At 71.4% G+C, this 15,015-nt stretch carries 17 protein-coding genes and 1 pseudogene; 6 read left to right on the top strand and 12 right to left on the bottom strand.

The window, feature by feature from the left end:
* Positions 1-137: 137 nt before the first annotated feature.
* The 3 genes from AC3DEV_RS04260 to AC3DEV_RS04250 all read left to right on the top strand — a co-directional run bounded on the left by AC3DEV_RS04260 (position 138) and on the right by AC3DEV_RS04250 (position 3,421).
* Positions 138-1,118, top strand: coding sequence for an LLM class flavin-dependent oxidoreductase (locus AC3DEV_RS04260; RefSeq protein ID WP_488371389.1), 981 nt, complete (start codon positions 138-140; stop codon positions 1,116-1,118).
* A 15-nt stretch (positions 1,119-1,133) separates the two neighbouring features.
* Positions 1,134-1,826, top strand: a complete 693-nt coding sequence (locus AC3DEV_RS04255) for a trimeric intracellular cation channel family protein (RefSeq protein ID WP_488371388.1) — start codon at positions 1,134-1,136, stop codon at positions 1,824-1,826.
* Between the two features lie 92 nt (positions 1,827-1,918).
* Positions 1,919-3,421, top strand: a complete 1,503-nt coding sequence (locus tag AC3DEV_RS04250) for a glutamine synthetase beta-grasp domain-containing protein (protein WP_488371387.1) — start codon at positions 1,919-1,921, stop codon at positions 3,419-3,421.
* Between the two features lie 55 nt (positions 3,422-3,476).
* Here the strand turns inward: AC3DEV_RS04250 and AC3DEV_RS04245 are convergent, their stop codons facing one another.
* The 3 genes and pseudogenes from AC3DEV_RS04245 to arsB form a co-directional block, all read right to left on the bottom strand.
* Positions 3,477-3,869, bottom strand: a complete 393-nt coding sequence (locus AC3DEV_RS04245; protein ID WP_386850697.1) for an arsenate reductase ArsC — start codon at positions 3,867-3,869, stop codon at positions 3,477-3,479.
* 27 nt (positions 3,870-3,896) lie between these two features.
* A pseudogene (locus tag AC3DEV_RS04240) lies at positions 3,897-4,316 on the bottom strand (arsenate-mycothiol transferase ArsC); the annotation flags it as partial.
* On the bottom strand, positions 4,313-5,425 hold the full coding sequence (gene arsB, locus AC3DEV_RS04235; protein WP_313313004.1) for an ACR3 family arsenite efflux transporter: 1,113 nt from the start codon (positions 5,423-5,425) through the stop codon (positions 4,313-4,315). The gene arsB and the pseudogene AC3DEV_RS04240, both read right to left, overlap by 4 nt.
* Positions 5,426-5,523: 98 nt before the next feature.
* Between arsB and AC3DEV_RS04230 the strand changes: the two genes are divergently transcribed.
* Complete coding sequence (locus tag AC3DEV_RS04230) at positions 5,524-5,874, top strand: ArsR/SmtB family transcription factor (protein WP_069390034.1); 351 nt, start codon at positions 5,524-5,526, stop codon at positions 5,872-5,874.
* Positions 5,875-5,923: 49 nt separating this feature from the next.
* Here the strand turns inward: AC3DEV_RS04230 and AC3DEV_RS04225 are convergent, their stop codons facing one another.
* Positions 5,924-6,628: a Fic/DOC family protein gene (locus AC3DEV_RS04225; protein ID WP_488371386.1), complete on the bottom strand. Its 705-nt coding sequence runs from the start codon at positions 6,626-6,628 to the stop codon at positions 5,924-5,926.
* Positions 6,629-6,644: 16 nt separating this feature from the next.
* On the bottom strand, positions 6,645-6,833 hold the full coding sequence (locus AC3DEV_RS04220; RefSeq protein ID WP_067716182.1) for an antitoxin VbhA family protein: 189 nt from the start codon (positions 6,831-6,833) through the stop codon (positions 6,645-6,647).
* Between the two features lie 319 nt (positions 6,834-7,152).
* Between AC3DEV_RS04220 and AC3DEV_RS04215 the strand changes: the two genes are divergently transcribed.
* The gene (locus AC3DEV_RS04215; RefSeq protein ID WP_131886375.1) at positions 7,153-7,437 is read left to right on the top strand and encodes a ribbon-helix-helix domain-containing protein; all 285 of its coding nucleotides are present in this window, start codon (positions 7,153-7,155) and stop codon (positions 7,435-7,437) included.
* Here the strand turns inward: AC3DEV_RS04215 and bioD are convergent.
* From bioD to bioB, 4 genes are read right to left on the bottom strand one after another with little or no spacing between them, the layout of a single operon-like run.
* Complete coding sequence (gene bioD / locus AC3DEV_RS04210; protein ID WP_488371385.1) at positions 7,422-8,261, bottom strand: ATP-dependent dethiobiotin synthetase BioD; 840 nt, start codon at positions 8,259-8,261, stop codon at positions 7,422-7,424. The genes AC3DEV_RS04215 and bioD overlap by 16 nt on opposite strands.
* The gene (locus AC3DEV_RS04205) at positions 8,258-9,472 is read right to left on the bottom strand and encodes an 8-amino-7-oxononanoate synthase (RefSeq protein ID WP_488371384.1); all 1,215 of its coding nucleotides are present in this window, start codon (positions 9,470-9,472) and stop codon (positions 8,258-8,260) included. The genes bioD and AC3DEV_RS04205 overlap by 4 nt, the downstream gene beginning before the upstream one ends.
* Positions 9,469-10,893: an adenosylmethionine--8-amino-7-oxononanoate transaminase gene (locus tag AC3DEV_RS04200; RefSeq protein WP_488371383.1), complete on the bottom strand. Its 1,425-nt coding sequence runs from the start codon at positions 10,891-10,893 to the stop codon at positions 9,469-9,471. Before AC3DEV_RS04200 ends, AC3DEV_RS04205 begins: the two co-directional genes overlap by 4 nt.
* Before the next feature lies 1 nt (position 10,894).
* Positions 10,895-12,046, bottom strand: coding sequence for a biotin synthase BioB (gene bioB, locus AC3DEV_RS04195; protein ID WP_488371382.1), 1,152 nt, complete (start codon positions 12,044-12,046; stop codon positions 10,895-10,897).
* A gap of 106 nt (positions 12,047-12,152) precedes the next feature.
* On the opposite strand from bioB, the gene AC3DEV_RS04190 reads away from it, so the two are divergent.
* A complete protein-coding gene (locus AC3DEV_RS04190) occupies positions 12,153-12,689 on the top strand; it encodes a TetR family transcriptional regulator (RefSeq protein WP_488371381.1) in 537 nt (178 codons plus the stop codon).
* A gap of 102 nt (positions 12,690-12,791) precedes the next feature.
* Here AC3DEV_RS04190 and AC3DEV_RS04185 read toward each other — a convergent pair whose 3' ends face one another.
* The 3 genes from AC3DEV_RS04185 to AC3DEV_RS04175 all read right to left on the bottom strand — a co-directional run bounded on the left by AC3DEV_RS04185 (position 12,792) and on the right by AC3DEV_RS04175 (position 14,959).
* Entirely contained in the window at positions 12,792-13,361 is a 570-nt protein-coding gene (locus AC3DEV_RS04185; RefSeq protein WP_488371380.1) for a CAP domain-containing protein, read from the bottom strand.
* A gap of 161 nt (positions 13,362-13,522) precedes the next feature.
* Complete coding sequence (locus tag AC3DEV_RS04180; protein ID WP_488371379.1) at positions 13,523-14,173, bottom strand: CAP domain-containing protein; 651 nt, start codon at positions 14,171-14,173, stop codon at positions 13,523-13,525.
* Between the two features lie 252 nt (positions 14,174-14,425).
* Entirely contained in the window at positions 14,426-14,959 is a 534-nt protein-coding gene (locus AC3DEV_RS04175; protein ID WP_488371378.1) for a CAP domain-containing protein, read from the bottom strand.
* Positions 14,960-15,015 lie beyond the last annotated feature (56 nt).

The raw sequence follows: 15,015 nt of genomic DNA, 5'->3' as shown, positions 1-15,015 counted from the left end.
AGTGCTTCGCGGTAGTTCCCTGGACCGACAGGGGGTGGGGAGATCGGTGATCCGTCACCGACATGGGCGGATCGGTAGCCTCTGGGCGTGGGCCAGCACGGCCCTTATGCAACGGTGAACGTAGAAAAAGGTGTGTTGTGTCGGTCCCCTTGAGCATCCTCGACCTGGTCTCCATCTCGGAAGGCTCCACTGCGCGTGAGGGCATCGCCGCCTCGATGGAGTCCGCGCAGCTCGCCGACCGGCTGGGCTACTCGCGCCTGTGGTTCGCCGAGCACCACAACACCCCCAACCTCGCCTCCAGCGCCACGGCGTTGCTCATCTCCCAGGCCGCGTCGGTGACCGAGCGGATCCGCGTGGGCTCCGGCGGGGTCATGCTGCCCAACCACGCGCCGCTCATGGTGGCCGAGCAGTACGGCACGCTGGCCAACATCCACGGCGACCGCATCGATCTGGGCCTGGGCCGCGCGCCCGGCACCGACGGCATGACCGCCCAGGCGTTGAGCCGCTCGTCCGCGGAGCCGCAGGCCTTCGCTCGGCACATCTACGACCTGCAGGGTTGGTTCGGCGAGGAGGGCACGGCGCGCAGCACCCCGATCCTGTCGTCGGTCTCGCAGAACACGGAGGTGCCGATCTGGGTGCTCGGCTCCACCGTCAACGGCGCCTCCATCGCCGGGCAGCTGGGACTGCCGTTCTCGCTGGCCTCCCACTTCGCGCCCGACCAGATCGATGACGCCATCCGCGTCTACCGCGACTCGTTCAGCACCGAGGCGCCCACCGCGCGCATCGACAAGCCGCAGGTGATGGCCGGCATCAACGTGGTCGTGGCCGACACCGACGAGGAGGCGCAGCGGCAGTTCACCACGCTGCAGCAGATGTTCCTCGACCTGCGGGCCGGGCGCAGCCGCAAGATCCAGCCGCCCGTCGACCCGTCCGAGTTCGCCGGCAGCACGCCCGCGATGCTCGAGATCAGCGCCGTCGGCTCGCCCGCGACGGTCAAGGCGCAGCTCGAGGAGTTCGTCCAGCGCACCGACGCCGACGAGCTCATCACCGTCACCTACGCCTACGACCCGGCCGTGCGGAACCGGTCGATCGAGCTGCTCGCCGACCTCTGGTTCTAGTAGCGCGTCGAACCCGTGGAGTTCCTCACCATACTGTTCCTCATCGGTATCACCGCCGAGGCGATGACCGGCGCGCTGGCCGCCGGTCGCGAGCGCATGGACCTGTTCGGGGTGGTGATCGTCGCGTGCGTCACCGCGATCGGCGGTGGCTCGATCCGGGACGTCCTGCTGGGCCACTACCCGCTCATCTGGGTGGCGCATCCGTCGTACCTCGCACTGGTCGCGCTGGCCGCTGTCGTCACCGTGGTCGTCGCCCCGATCATGCGGCACTTCAGGGTGCTCTTCCTGGGGCTCGACGCACTCGGACTGGCGGTCTTTGCGATCATCGGTGCCCGGATCGCTCTCGAGATGGGCCACGGCGTCATCATCGCCGTCGCCGCCGCGGTCATCACCGGCGTGTTCGGGGGAGTCATGCGTGACCTGCTGTGCGACCGGGTACCACTCGTGTTCCGGCAGGAGCTGTACGCCAGCGTCGCCATCCTGGCCGCGCTCGTCTTTGTGGGCCTCACGGCCGCGGGCGTCCCGGAGAACTGGGGCGCGGCGATCACCCTGGTCGTGGGGTTCAGCCTTCGAGTGGCCGCGATCCGCTTCAAGCTCGGTCTACCGGTATTCGACTACTACCAGGAGCGCGAGCAGCCCGAGCACCGTTCGCGTGGACGTCGGCGTCATCGCTGGAGTATCCGGGGCTGGTCAAAGGACGTGGACTGACACAACGTGCTCGTCAACTGCAGCGCGTCCTCGGCCGCGCGGACGCCCGGTGGACCGGAAGCGGGCCGGCCCCGCCGCTGGTAGAACGGGGCATGGCCATCGACGCACTGGAACCCCACCCGCTCGTCCGACTGCTGGGCAAGCCGCCCGCCGCCTTCACCGCCGCCGACCTCGTGCGGGCGGTCGAGCAGCTGGAGCTGAGCCAGGTCAACCTGCGCTATGTCGGCGGCGACGGCCGGCTCAAGACCCTCGCCTTCCCCATCAACTCGCGCGAGCACCTCCACGAGGTGCTCACCCGCGGCGAGCGGGTGGACGGCTCGAGCGTCTTTCCCGGCACCGACACCGAGGCCAGCGACGTCTACATCGTCCCCCGGCACCGCACCGCCTTCCTCAACCCCTTCGGCGAGCGGACCTCCCTCGACGTGCTCTGCTCGTTCTACGCACCCGACGGAACGCCGCTGACCTACGCGCGCGAGCAGATCATGCGCCGCGCCGCCGAGGTGCTCACGCGGGAGACCGGCATGACGCTCGAGGCCTTCGGTGAGCTGGAGTACTACCTCGCCGCCGATCCCGAGCCGATCTACCCCGTCGAGTCCGAACGCGGCTACCAGGAGTCGGCGCCCTTCTCCAAGCACGAGCGGGTCCGCGAGCAGGTGCTGGGGCACCTCCGCGAGATGGGGGTCGCGATGAAGTACGTGCACGGCGAGGTCGGCAACATCTTGGAGGACGAGCGACAGCTGGTCCAGCACGAGATCGAACTCCAGCCCGTCCCGCTGGAGCAGGCCGCCGACGCCATCGTCCTGACCAAGTGGGTGGTGCGTCAGGTCGCCTACGCTCACGGCCTCGAGGCGACCTTCGCCCCGCTGGTGAGCGGCGACGGCGCGGGCAACGGACTGCACATCCACAGCCGCCTGGTGCGCGACGGCACCAACGTCATCGTCGACGACGCCGGCATCACCGACACCGCGCGCAGACTGATCGCCGGCTACCTCTCGGCCGCCCGGGCACTGTCCGCGTTCGGCAACACCGTCCCCACCTCCTACCTGCGGTTCGCCGAGGGCGACGAGTCGCCCGAGGACATCTGCTGGGGGATGCAGGACCGTACCGGCCTGGTCCGGGTCCCGCTGGCCTGGGGCGGCGACGTCCTGGCCGACATGGTCGCCCACGCCAACCCCGGCAGCTCCGAGCCGATCCCCGAGCCCGCCACGCACCCCCAGACCGTCGAGTTCCGGCTCGGCGACGGCTCAGCCGACGTGCACCTGCTCCTGGCGGGCATGGCAGTGGCGGCCAGGCGCGGGCTCGACGACCCGGGCAGCCTGGAGCAGGCCGAGCGCCTCAACGCCGCCGACGGCGAGGACTTCGGGACCCTGCCCACCTCGTGCGCGGAGTCGGCCGACGTGCTGGAGGCCGAGCGCGAGATATTCGAGGCCGACGGTGTGTTCCCCGCCGCGCTCATCGACTCGGTGCTCGCGGGGCTACGCGGTGATGACGACGACGATGACGACGGCAACGACGACGACGACGAGGTGGGCGACTCCGGAAGCGGTGAGGCCGACCGGGATGAGCTCATCCGCCGTCACTGGCACGTCGGCTGAACCTGCCCGGTCGGCGAGGTGGTCCGGGGGAGCGGGCCAGCCCCCTGCCCGCCCGCTACGACCCGGTCTCGAGCAGTTCGGAGATCAGCGCGCTGACCCGCCGCTTGATCTCGTCGCGGATGGGGCGGACGGCCTCGAGTCCCTGGCCTGCCGGGTCCGCGAGCTCCCAGTCCTCGTAGCGCTTGCCGGGGAAGATCGGGCACGCGTCGCCGCAGCCCATGGTGATGACCACGTCGGACGCGCGGACGGCGTCGGTGGTGAGGATCTTCGGGGTCGCCGAGGTGATGTCGACGCCATCCTCGGCCATCGCCTCGACGGCGACCGGGTTGATCTGATCCTTGGGTGCCGACCCGGCCGACAGGACGTCGATGCGTCCTCCGGCCAGGTGGGACAGGTAACCGGCGGCCATCTGGGAACGCCCGGCGTTGTGGACGCAGACGAACAGCACGCGGGGCCTGAAATCGGTCAGCTCTGCGAGCAGGGTGCGGACGCGGCGATCGATGTCGTCGCGGACCAGACGCATCCGCTCCATGCCCTCGATGCCCCGGTGCGACGGCTCGTCGGTGCGCCAGATTTCGAGCGCGCTGACCTCGTCGTCGTCGTCGATCTCCCCGGCGGCCTCGTCGCCCAGGACGATCACCCGGTCCACCTGTCGCAGCAGGTCGGGGTCGATGGCCGTGGGTGTTTCGCCGGACATGTCGGCGCCGACCTCAGCGACCGCCTCCGCGGCGAGCGCGTTGACCGCCGAGCCGGGCGCGGTGCCCGCCGAATGGACGGCGACGGCGTCGCCGGCGTGCAGGCGCATGAGCGCCGCCGCCATCTGGGACTTGCCGCCGTTCTTCACGCACACGAACAGAACGCTAGGGACGTGGTGCGCCTGCTGCTCCCCGGTCATGAGCGGGTCCCGGTCACCGAACGATCGGGCAGGGTCGGGTCGCCGGGGAAGAGTTTCGGTCCGGCCCACAGGGCCACGTAGACGAGCCCGATGAGGACCGGGACCTCGATGAGCGGCCCGACCACGCCTGCGAGGGCCTGGCCGGAGGCGATGCCGAAGGTGCCGATCGACACCGCGATCGCCAGTTCGAAGTTGTTGCCCGACGCGGTGAAGGCCACGCTGGTCGACTTGGCGTAGTTCAGCCCCACCGCCCGCGAGGCGAACAGGCTGACGAGGAACATGAGGACGAAGTACAGCAGGAGGGGCACGGCCATCCGCGCCACGTCGAGCGGCTGGGACGTGATGGCATCGCCCTGCATGGCGAACAGCAACACGATCGTGAACAGCAGCCCGTAGAGGGCCCACGGGCCGATCCGGGGGAGGAACGTCTCCTCGTACCACTCCCGGCCCTTGGCCCGCTCGCCGAACACTCGGGTGAGGAAGCCGGCCAGTAGCGGGATGCCGAGGAACACCAACACCGAGAGCACGATCGCCCACACCGAGAACTCGGCCGTCGTGGTCTCCAGCCCCAGCCAGGAGGGCAGCAGCTGCAGGTAGAACCAGCCCAGGGCGCCGAACGCCACGACCTGGAACACCGAGTTGATCGCCACCAGCACCGCCGCGGCCTCCCTGTCGCCGCAGGCCAGGTCGTTCCAGATGAACACCATGGCGATGCAGCGGGCCAGGCCCACGATGATCAGCCCGGTACGGAACTCCGGCAGGTCGGGCAAGAAGACCCACGCGAGCGTGAACATGAACGCCGGACCGGCGATCCAGTTGAGGAACAGGGACAGTGTGAGCAGTTTCCGGTCGCCGGTGACCCGGTGGGTCTCGTCGTAACGGACCTTCGCGAGGACCGGGTACATCATCACCAACAGGCCGATGGCGATCGGGACGGAGATCCCGCCGATCTTCACCGAGTCCAGCGCCCGGTCGAGGCCGGGGATGAACCGTCCGAGTAGTAGCCCGACGGCCATCGCCGTGAGGATCCAGAGGGCCAGCCAGCGGTCGAGGAACGACATCTTCTTGGCGACCGGTGCCACGCCGGGACCGGTCATCATGGTGCTCATCCGGGGGAACGTCCTTAGATCGATGATTGTCTATGGGGGAGGCTAGGCTGACATATCGGTGAGTGTCAATGTATCTTCGGGGGCAGGTGAGGTGGACGATGACAACAGTGGAACCCGGCCTGTCGGCGCCGGAGCAGGACGCGTGTTGTTCGATGTCGGCGGGGCCGGTGGACGCTCCCACCGCCGAGCGGATGTCGGCGCGACTCAAGGCGCTCGCGGACCCGATGCGGCTGCGCCTGTTGTCGCACATCGCGGCGCAGGGGTGTGACTCGGTGTGCGCGTGCGACCTCCTCGAGGTGGTCGACATCAGCCAGCCCACGATCAGCCACCATCTCAAGAAGCTCGTCGAGGCCGGGTTGCTGGTCCGCGAGCAGCGCGGCAAGTGGGCGCACTACTCGGTGGTGCGCGAATCCTTCGACGACCTGCGCAGCTTCCTCGACCTGTCCTGACCGGGCGCGACGACGCGGTGGGGAGCCCGGTGGGTAGCCCGGTCGTCGGTCACCCGGTGCGGCCGTAGGGCGTCATGACCGCGGCCCTGTGGTGCTCGCGCATGGCGCGGAAGTGCGCGGAGGAGTCGAGCAGCGATCGGTTGCCCAGGGTGGTGGCCAGGCGGCCTTCGGCGAGCTCGGTGGCCGGGTGGACGGCGTGTCTGAGCTGGTCGGCGAGGTAGTCCGGCCGCCCGTACACCGACATGTGACGGGCGGCGTGGGCCGCTGAGGCGTCGATGCCGGCCCAGTTGACGGCCCACCCGGCGTGGCGGAACATCTGGTCGAAGAAGACTCGCTGCGTGCGGCTGTTCCCGTCGCGGAACGGGTGGACGAGGGTGAGCTCGGACCAGTGCTCGGCGATGGTGTCGGTGGCCGCGTCGGGGTCGGTGGTGCTGGGCGGTCGGGTGGCGATCTGCCGGAGGACCCGGTCGAGTTCGTCGGGCAGGAACTGCGGGCGGGCATGAGGGATGCCGAGGGCGCGGGTGTCGACGGTGCGGAGCTCGCCGGCCCAGTCGAAGATGTCCTGGAGGATGTAGCGGTGGATCGCGCGGAAGTGCTCGAAATCGAATCGACCCTCCAGCGGGCTGAGTTCCAGTTCCACGACCCGGAAGAAGGCCAGGTCGCGCTCGTATTCCGCCAGCTCGGCGGGGTCGGAGATGCCCAGCCGGTTACGCAGAACCCCCGAGGGTTCCTTGTACGGATCTCGGGGGTTCATTGGCGTGAGGGCAGCGTCAGGGAGCGGTGCGCTCACGCACCGCGGCGCGGATCTCGGCGAGAGCCCGGTCGCGGGTGAGGAGCCCGTCGGCGAACCGGCGGGTGATCTCGAGGGCCTCGGGTGAGGGCTCCATGCCGGCCATACGGTGGCCGGCGGCGGCTCCTGCGAGTGCCTGGTCGGTGGTCGGGCGGATGCGGGTGGCCACACAGTCTCCTTGCGTCGACGTGCAGCCGATTCTACCTGCTCAGCAGGGCGGGGACCGCGACCGGCAAGTGGACCGCCCCGCCCCGCCTCGGTCGTTCTCGTCGCCTCAAACCGTGATACAGTTTTGAATGTGAAAGCGGTGATCTACGCGTCCGCACGCCGACATGGAGTTGCGGATGCGGAGATCAGAGCGGTGCTGGCGCATCCGATAGTCCGCTACTGACGGCGGCTGTGGCTCGCGAAGTCCTCGTGGCAACCGGAGGGGCGGTTGATCTGACCGATGAGGTCAGTGCCCGGCAGAGAGCGCGATTGGAGGAATGATGAGTGCTGCCAGTGAACGTGAAGCCCGCTACGAGCGTCTTGCCGACGCGGTGGAGGCCGGCGAGTACGAGATCGACGCCGGAGCTGTCGAAATACGTCCGGACTACCGGCCCGGCCGGCCGCGGACCGGTGATGTCGCAGAAGAGACCCGGCCGTTGGCTGTCCGTTTGACCGAGTCGGACCGTCGAAGGCTTGCGGACTATGCCGAGCGGACCGGGCAGCCGATGAGTGCGGTTATCCGGTCAGCGATCGACGAGTACCTCGGACGTCATCCCGCAGCCTGACAAGCCGGAGATCCGAGAACCGTCGACTTCTCACCGTAGTGCGCCCGCCGATCTCCGCTTCGAAGGACGTCGGGCAGGTCGGTGACGAACCATCCCGGTGCGCGCCGCCCGAACTCGTCCGGCTCCAGCGCCCCGGCCCCCGCGGGCACCCGGCCGAGCACCGGAACCCCGGTCAGGCGGGGCAGGTCCTCAAGGTTGCAGCGCTCGGCGAGGTCCGGGTCGGCCGGCCAGGACCCGATGACGATCCCCGCGCAGCGCAGGCCCGCGGCCTCGATCGCGCGGACGGTGAGCTCGGTGTCCGACAGCGTGCCCAGTCCGGCCCTCGCGACCACGACCACCGGGGCGTCGAGCGACCGGGCGAGGTCGAGGACGGTGAGGTCGGTGCCGAGTCGCACGAGCACGCCGCCGGCGCCCTCGACCAGATCCAGGCGCCCGCGTGCAGGTCCGGAGGTCGCCGGGGAGTCGGACGCCGACCCGCCGGGCGCGCGGAGCCACGCGCGGATCGGGTCGAGCAGCGCCGGCAGAGTGGACTGCGGGAGGCCGGCGACGCGCGCGGCGGTCTCGGGTGCCAGCGGATCGGGCAGCCGGCGGACCTCCAACACCCGCCGCACCCCGGACAGGCGCGCGGCCTCGTGGGCGTCGCCCGGTTCGCCCGGGCCCAGCCCCGTCTGGATCGGCTTGCAGATCCCCACGTCCAGGCCCTCCGACAGGCCGTGGGCGGCCAGCGCGGCGGTGGCGACAGTCTTGCCCACGTCCGTGCCGGTGCCGGTGATGACGATCGGCGCCGGGGCGGGCGGGGATGCGGAGCCGGAAGACGCGGTCATGCGCGGGCCCCCTCGAGCCGCGCGGCCGCGTCAACCGGGTGACCGTGCTCGGCCAACACCTGCGCCAGCACGTCGCTCGCCCGCGCGAGGTCGGCGTCGGAGAGGTCCGCCCGGGCGGTGAGACGCAGTCGAGCGGTGCCCTCGGGAACCGACGGCGGGCGGAAGCACCCCACCCGGACGCCCAGCTCGAGGCACCTGCCGGCGGCGGCGACCGCGCGGGCGGGGTCGCCGAGGATCACCGACACCACCGCCGAGCGTGGCTGCTCGGCGCCGGTGACCGCGGCCAGGTGCTCGGCCACCTCCACCACGCGCGAGGCGAGCGCGGGGTCGCGGCGCAGGACGCCGAGCGCTGCGCGGGCCGCGCCCACCGCGGCGGGGGCGAGGCCGGTGTCGAAGATGAAGGAGCGCGCGCTGCTGATGAGGTGCTCGCGCACCCGCTCGGACGCCAGGACCACCCCGCCCTGCGACCCGAGCGCCTTGGACAGCGTCGCCGTGACCACCACGTCCTCGTGCCTGCTCAACCCCAGTTCGTCCACGAGCCCCCGCCCGTCGCTGCCTCCGTCACCGCGGCCTCCCTCGCCGCTGCCGCGCACGCCGAGGCCGTGGGCCTCGTCGACCAGCAGCACCGCGCCGTGCGCCTGGCACGCGCCGTGCAGCGCGAGCAGGGGGGCGAGCTCGCCGTCGGCGCTGTACACCGAGTCGGTCACCACGAGCGCGCGCTCCTCGGTGCGCCGCGCCAGGGCGCGTGCGACCGCCGCGACGTCACCCCGGTCGACGACGACGACGCGGGCCCTCGACAGGCGACACGCGTCCACGAGTGAGGCGTGCGATCCGCCGTCGGAGACGATGAGCGATCCCCGCCCGGACAGCGCGACCACCGCCCCGAGGTTGGCCGTGTACCCGGAAGAGAACACCAGCGCGGAGGGCTTGCCGCAGAACTCGGCGAGCTCGCGCTCGAGCTCCGTGTGCTCGTCTGTTGTGCCTGTGACCAGGCGCGACCCCGTCGAGCCCGCGCCCCACCGGCGGGTGGACGCGACGGCGCCGGCGACCACCTCGGGGTGGGTGCCGAGCCCGAGATAGTCGTTGGAGGCGAGGTCGATCACGCGGTCGTCGGCTGGCCGTGGGCGCAGGACACGATGCAGGCCCCTGGCGGCGCGGTCCGCGGCGGCGGCGTCGAGCCAGTCCAGGGCGGGGGAGTGCTTCCCGGTCACCGTACCGCCCCCGCAGCGCCCGTCGCCCCCGCAGCGCCTGCCGACACAGCAGCGCCGCGGACGGCGGCAGCACAGATCTGGTCGATCTCCTCATTCGTAGAGACCAGTGGCGGCATCGTGTAGATGAGATCCCGGAAGGGGCGTAGCCAGACGCCGTGCGAGGTGATCGCCGTTGTCGTCGTCGTCATCTCCACCGGCTCGGCCAGCTGGATCACCCCGATCGCCCCGAGCACCCGCACGTCCACCACACCGGGCACGTCGAGCGCGGGCGCCAGCCCGTGGCGAAGGCGCGCCTCGATGCGCGGCACATCGCGCAGCCACCCGCCCGCCTCCACCAGATCCAGCGACGCGCACGCCACCGCGCACGCCAGCGGATTGCCCATGAACGTCGGCCCGTGCGCCAGGCCCCCCGCCTCGCCGGCGCTGATGACCTCGGCCACCCGGTCGGTGGTGAGCGTCGCGGCGAGGGTGAGATACCCGCCGGTCAGGGCCTTGCCCACACACATCACGTCCGGGGCGACGCCGGCGTGGTCGGCCGCCCACAGCTCGCCGGTGCGGCCGAAGCCGGTGGCGATCTCGTCGAAGATGAGCAGCGTGCCCGTCTCGTCGGCCAACCGGCGCAGGTCGCGAAGGTAGCCGGGGTGGTGGAAGCGCATCCCGCCCGCGCCCTGGACCACCGGCTCGACGACGATCCCCGCCAGCTCGTCGGCGCTCCCACGGATCACCCGCTCGAGCTCGGCGACGTAGTCAGCGCAGTAGTTGGCGGGCGGCGCGGGCGCGAACACCTGCTCGGCCACGACGCCGCGCCACATCGAGTGCATGCCGCCGTCGGGGTCGCACACGCTCATGGGCGCCAGCGTGTCGCCGTGGTAGCCGCCGCGCCACGTCGCCAGCCGGGTGCGTTCGGGGCGGCCGAGCGAGCGCTGGTACTGGATCGCCATCTTCGCGGCCACCTCTACGGATACAGAGCCCGAGTCCGCGAGAAACACCTTGTTCAGCCCGCCCGGCGCCATGCGGGCGAGTCGGGTCGCCAGTTCGACGGCCGGCGCGTGCGTGAGCCCGCCGAACATCACGTGACTCATCGTGTCGACCTGCCGGTGCGCGGCCGCATCGAGGTGCGGGTGCCGGTAGCCGTGGATGGCCGCCCACCACGAGCTCATACCGTCGATGAGCTCGCGCCCGTCCGCCAGCCGCAGCCGGACCCCCGAGGCGGAGACGACCGGCAGCGGCGGGGTGCTCGCGGGGAACCCGCCGTAGGGGTGCCAGACGTGCTCGGCGTCGGCGGCGAGCAGCGCGGTGGTGGCGGCCTGCCCGGCGTCGGCGGCCAGCATCGCCGCGGCGTCGTCCGGGGTGGAGGGGGAGGAGGGAGTGTCGACGACGACGAGGTCCCGGGCACCGGGAGAGTGGACCGAGGCGGACATGTCAGGCGTTCGCGGGCTCGCTGGTGCCGGCCCCGCGGGTGCGGATGGCCACCTTCTGGTCCCGCCCGGGGGCGGCGGCGGGTGTGGCCGGCCCGGCGGCATTCGCGGGCGCGTTCGCGGTGGCGGCCTCCACGGTCCCGTCCCCGGTGTCCCAGGCCGGGTGGTCCATCTGGAGGACCTCGAGGCCGGCGTCGGCGATCATCTGCAGGTCCTCGCCGCCGGGCTGGCCCTCGCTGGTGAGGTAGTCGCCCAGGAAGAGTGAGTTGGCCACGTAGAGGCCCATGCCCTGGAGGTAGCCGAGGTGTCGTTCGCGGCCGGCGGCCATCCGGATCTCGGTGTCGGGGGCGACGAAGCGGACCATCGCGAGGATGCGCAGGCAGTCGCGCGGGTTGAGGGTGTCCACGCCCTCGAGCGGGGTGCCGTCGAAGGGCAGCAGGAAGTTGACCGGGATCGAGTCGACGTCCTTGGCGCGCAGGTCGAAGGCGAGCTCGACGAGCTGGTCGTGCGTCTCACCCATGCCCGCGATGAAGCCCGAGCACGCCGAGAGTCCGGCGCCGTGGGCCTGGGCGACCGTGTGCTCCCGGTCGGCGTAGGTGTGGGTGGTGCAGATGTCCTCGTAGTGGCTCTCGGCCGTGTTGAGGTTGTGGTTGTAGGCGTCGGCGCCGCTGGAGCACAGCTTCTCCGCCTGGCCATCCTTCAGTGCACCCAGGCAGGCGCACACCTCGACGCCCGGGGTGTCGGACTTGATGGCCTCGATGATGTCGGAGACCTTGCCGACCTCGCGGTTGCTGGGGCCGGTGCCGCTGGCGACCAGGCACACGCGGGAGGCACCGGCCGCGATGCCCGCCTTGGCCGCGGTGACGGCCTCCTCGGTGTCGAGCCAGGTGTAGCGCAGGATGCCGGCGGTGGAGTTGAGCCGCTGGGAGCAGTAGAAGCAGTCCTCCGGGCACAGGCCGCTCTTGAGGTTGACCAGGTAGTTGACCTTGACCTTGTTGCCGAAGTGCTCGTACCGCAGCCGGGACGCGGCCGCGACCACCTCCATGAGCTCGGAGTCCGGGGACCGGAGAACGGCGAGGGCGTCCGCCGCGGTGACGACTCCGCCGTCGAGTACGTGATCCGCGAGCTCGTGCCAGCGGGGGGTCGTGATGGCCATGGTTCCTCCTGAACGCCGTTCATTGAACGCCGTTCAAGCTAGCGCACGGTCGTCGACTTGTACAGCGTTCAGGAGAGGGTGGTGGCGGCCGGTAGGATCGGCGCCCGTGGCCCTGACAAAGACGGCGGTCGTCGATACCGCCCTGGAACTGCTCCGCGAGTCGGGGCTGCCCGGCATGTCGATGCGCACGTTGGCGACCCGGCTGGGGGTCCAGCCGAGCGCGCTGTACTGGCACGTTCCGTCCAAGCAGGCGCTGCTCACGGTCGTCGCGGAACGCATCCTGGCGACGATGGGGCCCGTCGGGGCGGGGAGCTCGGCCGCCGACGAACTGCGGGCGGTGGGGCACGCGCTGCGCGCGGCCGTCACCGGCGTTCCGGACGGCGCCGAGATCGTGGCGCTGGGTCTGGCCGCGGGGGCGGTGAATCCGGTCGCCGAGGTGGTCGAGGCGGCGTGCTCCCGCCACGGACTCGAGGGCCGGGCGCCGGGGTTGACCACGGCCCTGACGGGCTACGTGGTGGGCCTGAGCCTGGAAGAACAGACCCACCACAACCTCACGGTCGCCGACCCCGCGACGCCGACGGTCGATTTCGATCCGCGCTTCCGGCAGGGGCTCGACGCGATGCTCGCCGGCGTCCAGGCCTGACGACTCCCATCGAGAAGAGCGTCCGGCCCACGTCTGGCGAGTAGACGTGGGCCGAACGCTCTTGTCGATGACGCTGACCGCCCGGGGCGGGGGGTGGGCGCGTCAGTACCGGGCGAAGACCTGGGTGGCGTAGAGCTTGCCGTCCGCGGCCACCGCGGCGCCGACGCCCATCGAGGTGTGGCCCGGGTTGAGCAGGTTCACGCGGTGGCCGGGGGAGGCCATCCACTGGTCCACCAGTTGCTGCGGCGTGGCGTGCGCGTAGTTCTGCAGCACGTTCTCGCCGTAGTGTGCCCATCCGCCGGGGATCTGGGCCCCCACGGCCGGGTTGTGGTACATCCGGTTCTGCGCGGCCTGCGTGCCGCTCCAGTTGGTGGCCACCGCGGTGAGGCCGCCGTTGACGGCGAGGGGGGCGAGGCCGTGTGCGGCGCGGGCGGCGTTGGTGGCGCCCTCGAGTTGGGCCCGGTACTCGGCGGAGGCGGGGTCGATCGTCGGCACGGTGCCGGCGGGGGCGGGGTTGGCGAAACCGATCGTCAGGCCCGGGAGGTGGATCTGGGGCAGCTGGATCTGCGGCGCCTGGGCCGAGGCCTGCGGGGCCGCGTTCAGGGCGAGTGCGGCGGAAGCGGCGGCGGCCAGGATCAGGCCACGACGCAGGTGCTGGAGAGCTCGGGTCACGAGTGTCGGTACCTTTCGCGTGCTGGGACCCGACTGTCGGGTCGCCGAGCGCAACGGTAGGAACCGGCTCGAGCCCTAAGCCAGCCGTCATCACCCCGTAACCACCGTGAGCAGGGGAGGGGCGCTACCCACCCCACCCCCGCTGGACGATCGTCCGGCAGTCAGTCGCGAGCGAAGTCCTGCACCACGTGCACGGTGCCGTCCTCGGCGGTGGCCACGCCCACGCCCACCCGGACGAACCGGCCGTCCAGCATCCGCTCGCGCGTGCCGGTGTCGGAGAGCAGGGCCGAGAGCGCCTTCTGAGGGGTCGCGCCGGCGGGCAGCGCGAGAACGGTGCGGTCGCCGGACTGATCGACCTCCGCGGCCTCGCCGGGGGCAGCGGCGTCAGGGGTGTCGGTGTCGGCGTCGACCCGTGCATCGGCGGGGACGGTCACCTCGCCGGTCGTGGGGTCGCCCGCGGCGAGCTGGGCGGCCCGGTCGCGGGCTGACGCCTCGAGCCGGGGGTCGGTGATGAGCCGGGCGGCGCCCACCACGAGGCGGGCCTCGTTGACGGCGGCCACCACGCTGCCCTCGAACGCCATCAGCCTGATCTCCTCCGGCAGCAGATCGTCCGCGGCTGCGGCGGCCGGGTCGGCCACCGGGGCGGTGGGTGCCCCGGGGGCGTCCGCGGCGAGCGAGGCCAAGCCGGGGATGGTGGCGAAGAACGGCAACGCGAGCTCCAGTGAGCCCTGCGCGGCCGCCGTGCCCGTGCCGGAGGCGAGCAGGAGGGCGGCCGCGCCGGTGGCGACGGCGGAACGAAGGGGATGACGCACGCGATGGTCCTTTCCTCGGGCCGCAGCTCGCGCCGCGGCCTGCGTGTGGAGCGTGTTCCGGACCGGACGGTGCCGCCCGATCTGGTCCACTCCTGCCTCTGTCGTCACTCTAGTCACATGCGTTACACCGATGCGATTCCCAGTCGTGGGCCCGCGCGCGAGACGGCGCCGACACGACGACGCCCCCGCTGCCGGCGTGGACCGGGGCGGGGGCGTCGAGGAAGGCGTGGCGGCCGAGGTGGCCGCGGCGGATCAGGCCAGTCGGACGAAGTTCTGGGTGGAGTACAGCTTCCGGCTGTCGGCGACCTCCACACCCACGCCGAGGTGGGTGTGCAACGGGTTGAGCAGGTTGAGGCGGTGCGGCAACGAGTTCATCCACTGCTGGACGAGCGCTTCACCGGAGGCGCCACACCAGTTCTGCAGCACGTTCTCGCCGTAGCTGCGCCACTGCCCGGTGTAGGCGTCGGCCACCAGGGCCTTGATCTGCGGGTTGTGGTACATCCGGTCCTCGGCCGCCATCTGCTCGCTCCAGTTCTGGGCGATCTGCTCGAGGCTCTCGAGGCGCTGGACGGGCTTGGCTCCGGCCGCGACACGCTCGCGGTTGGTGTACTCGTGGATGTCCGCGATCACCTGCTCGGTCTCGGCCGGGGTCGCCTGCTCACAGGGGGCGGGGGCGCCCACCGTGAACTGGAGCGACTGGGCGGCGGTGACCGGGGCGGCCAAGGCGAGGAAGGTGGCGGCAGCGGCGGCGACGGCGCCGATGCGCCGCCTGACGATGGTTCGCATTGAGGGGATTCCTGAGGGGTTGGGGGAACGTCGGGGGAGGACATGTGACCGAGGGA

This window comes from Dietzia sp. IBK-p2-15D (genome assembly GCF_057773105.1).
This window is presented reverse-complemented; position numbering and strand designations above follow the sequence as displayed.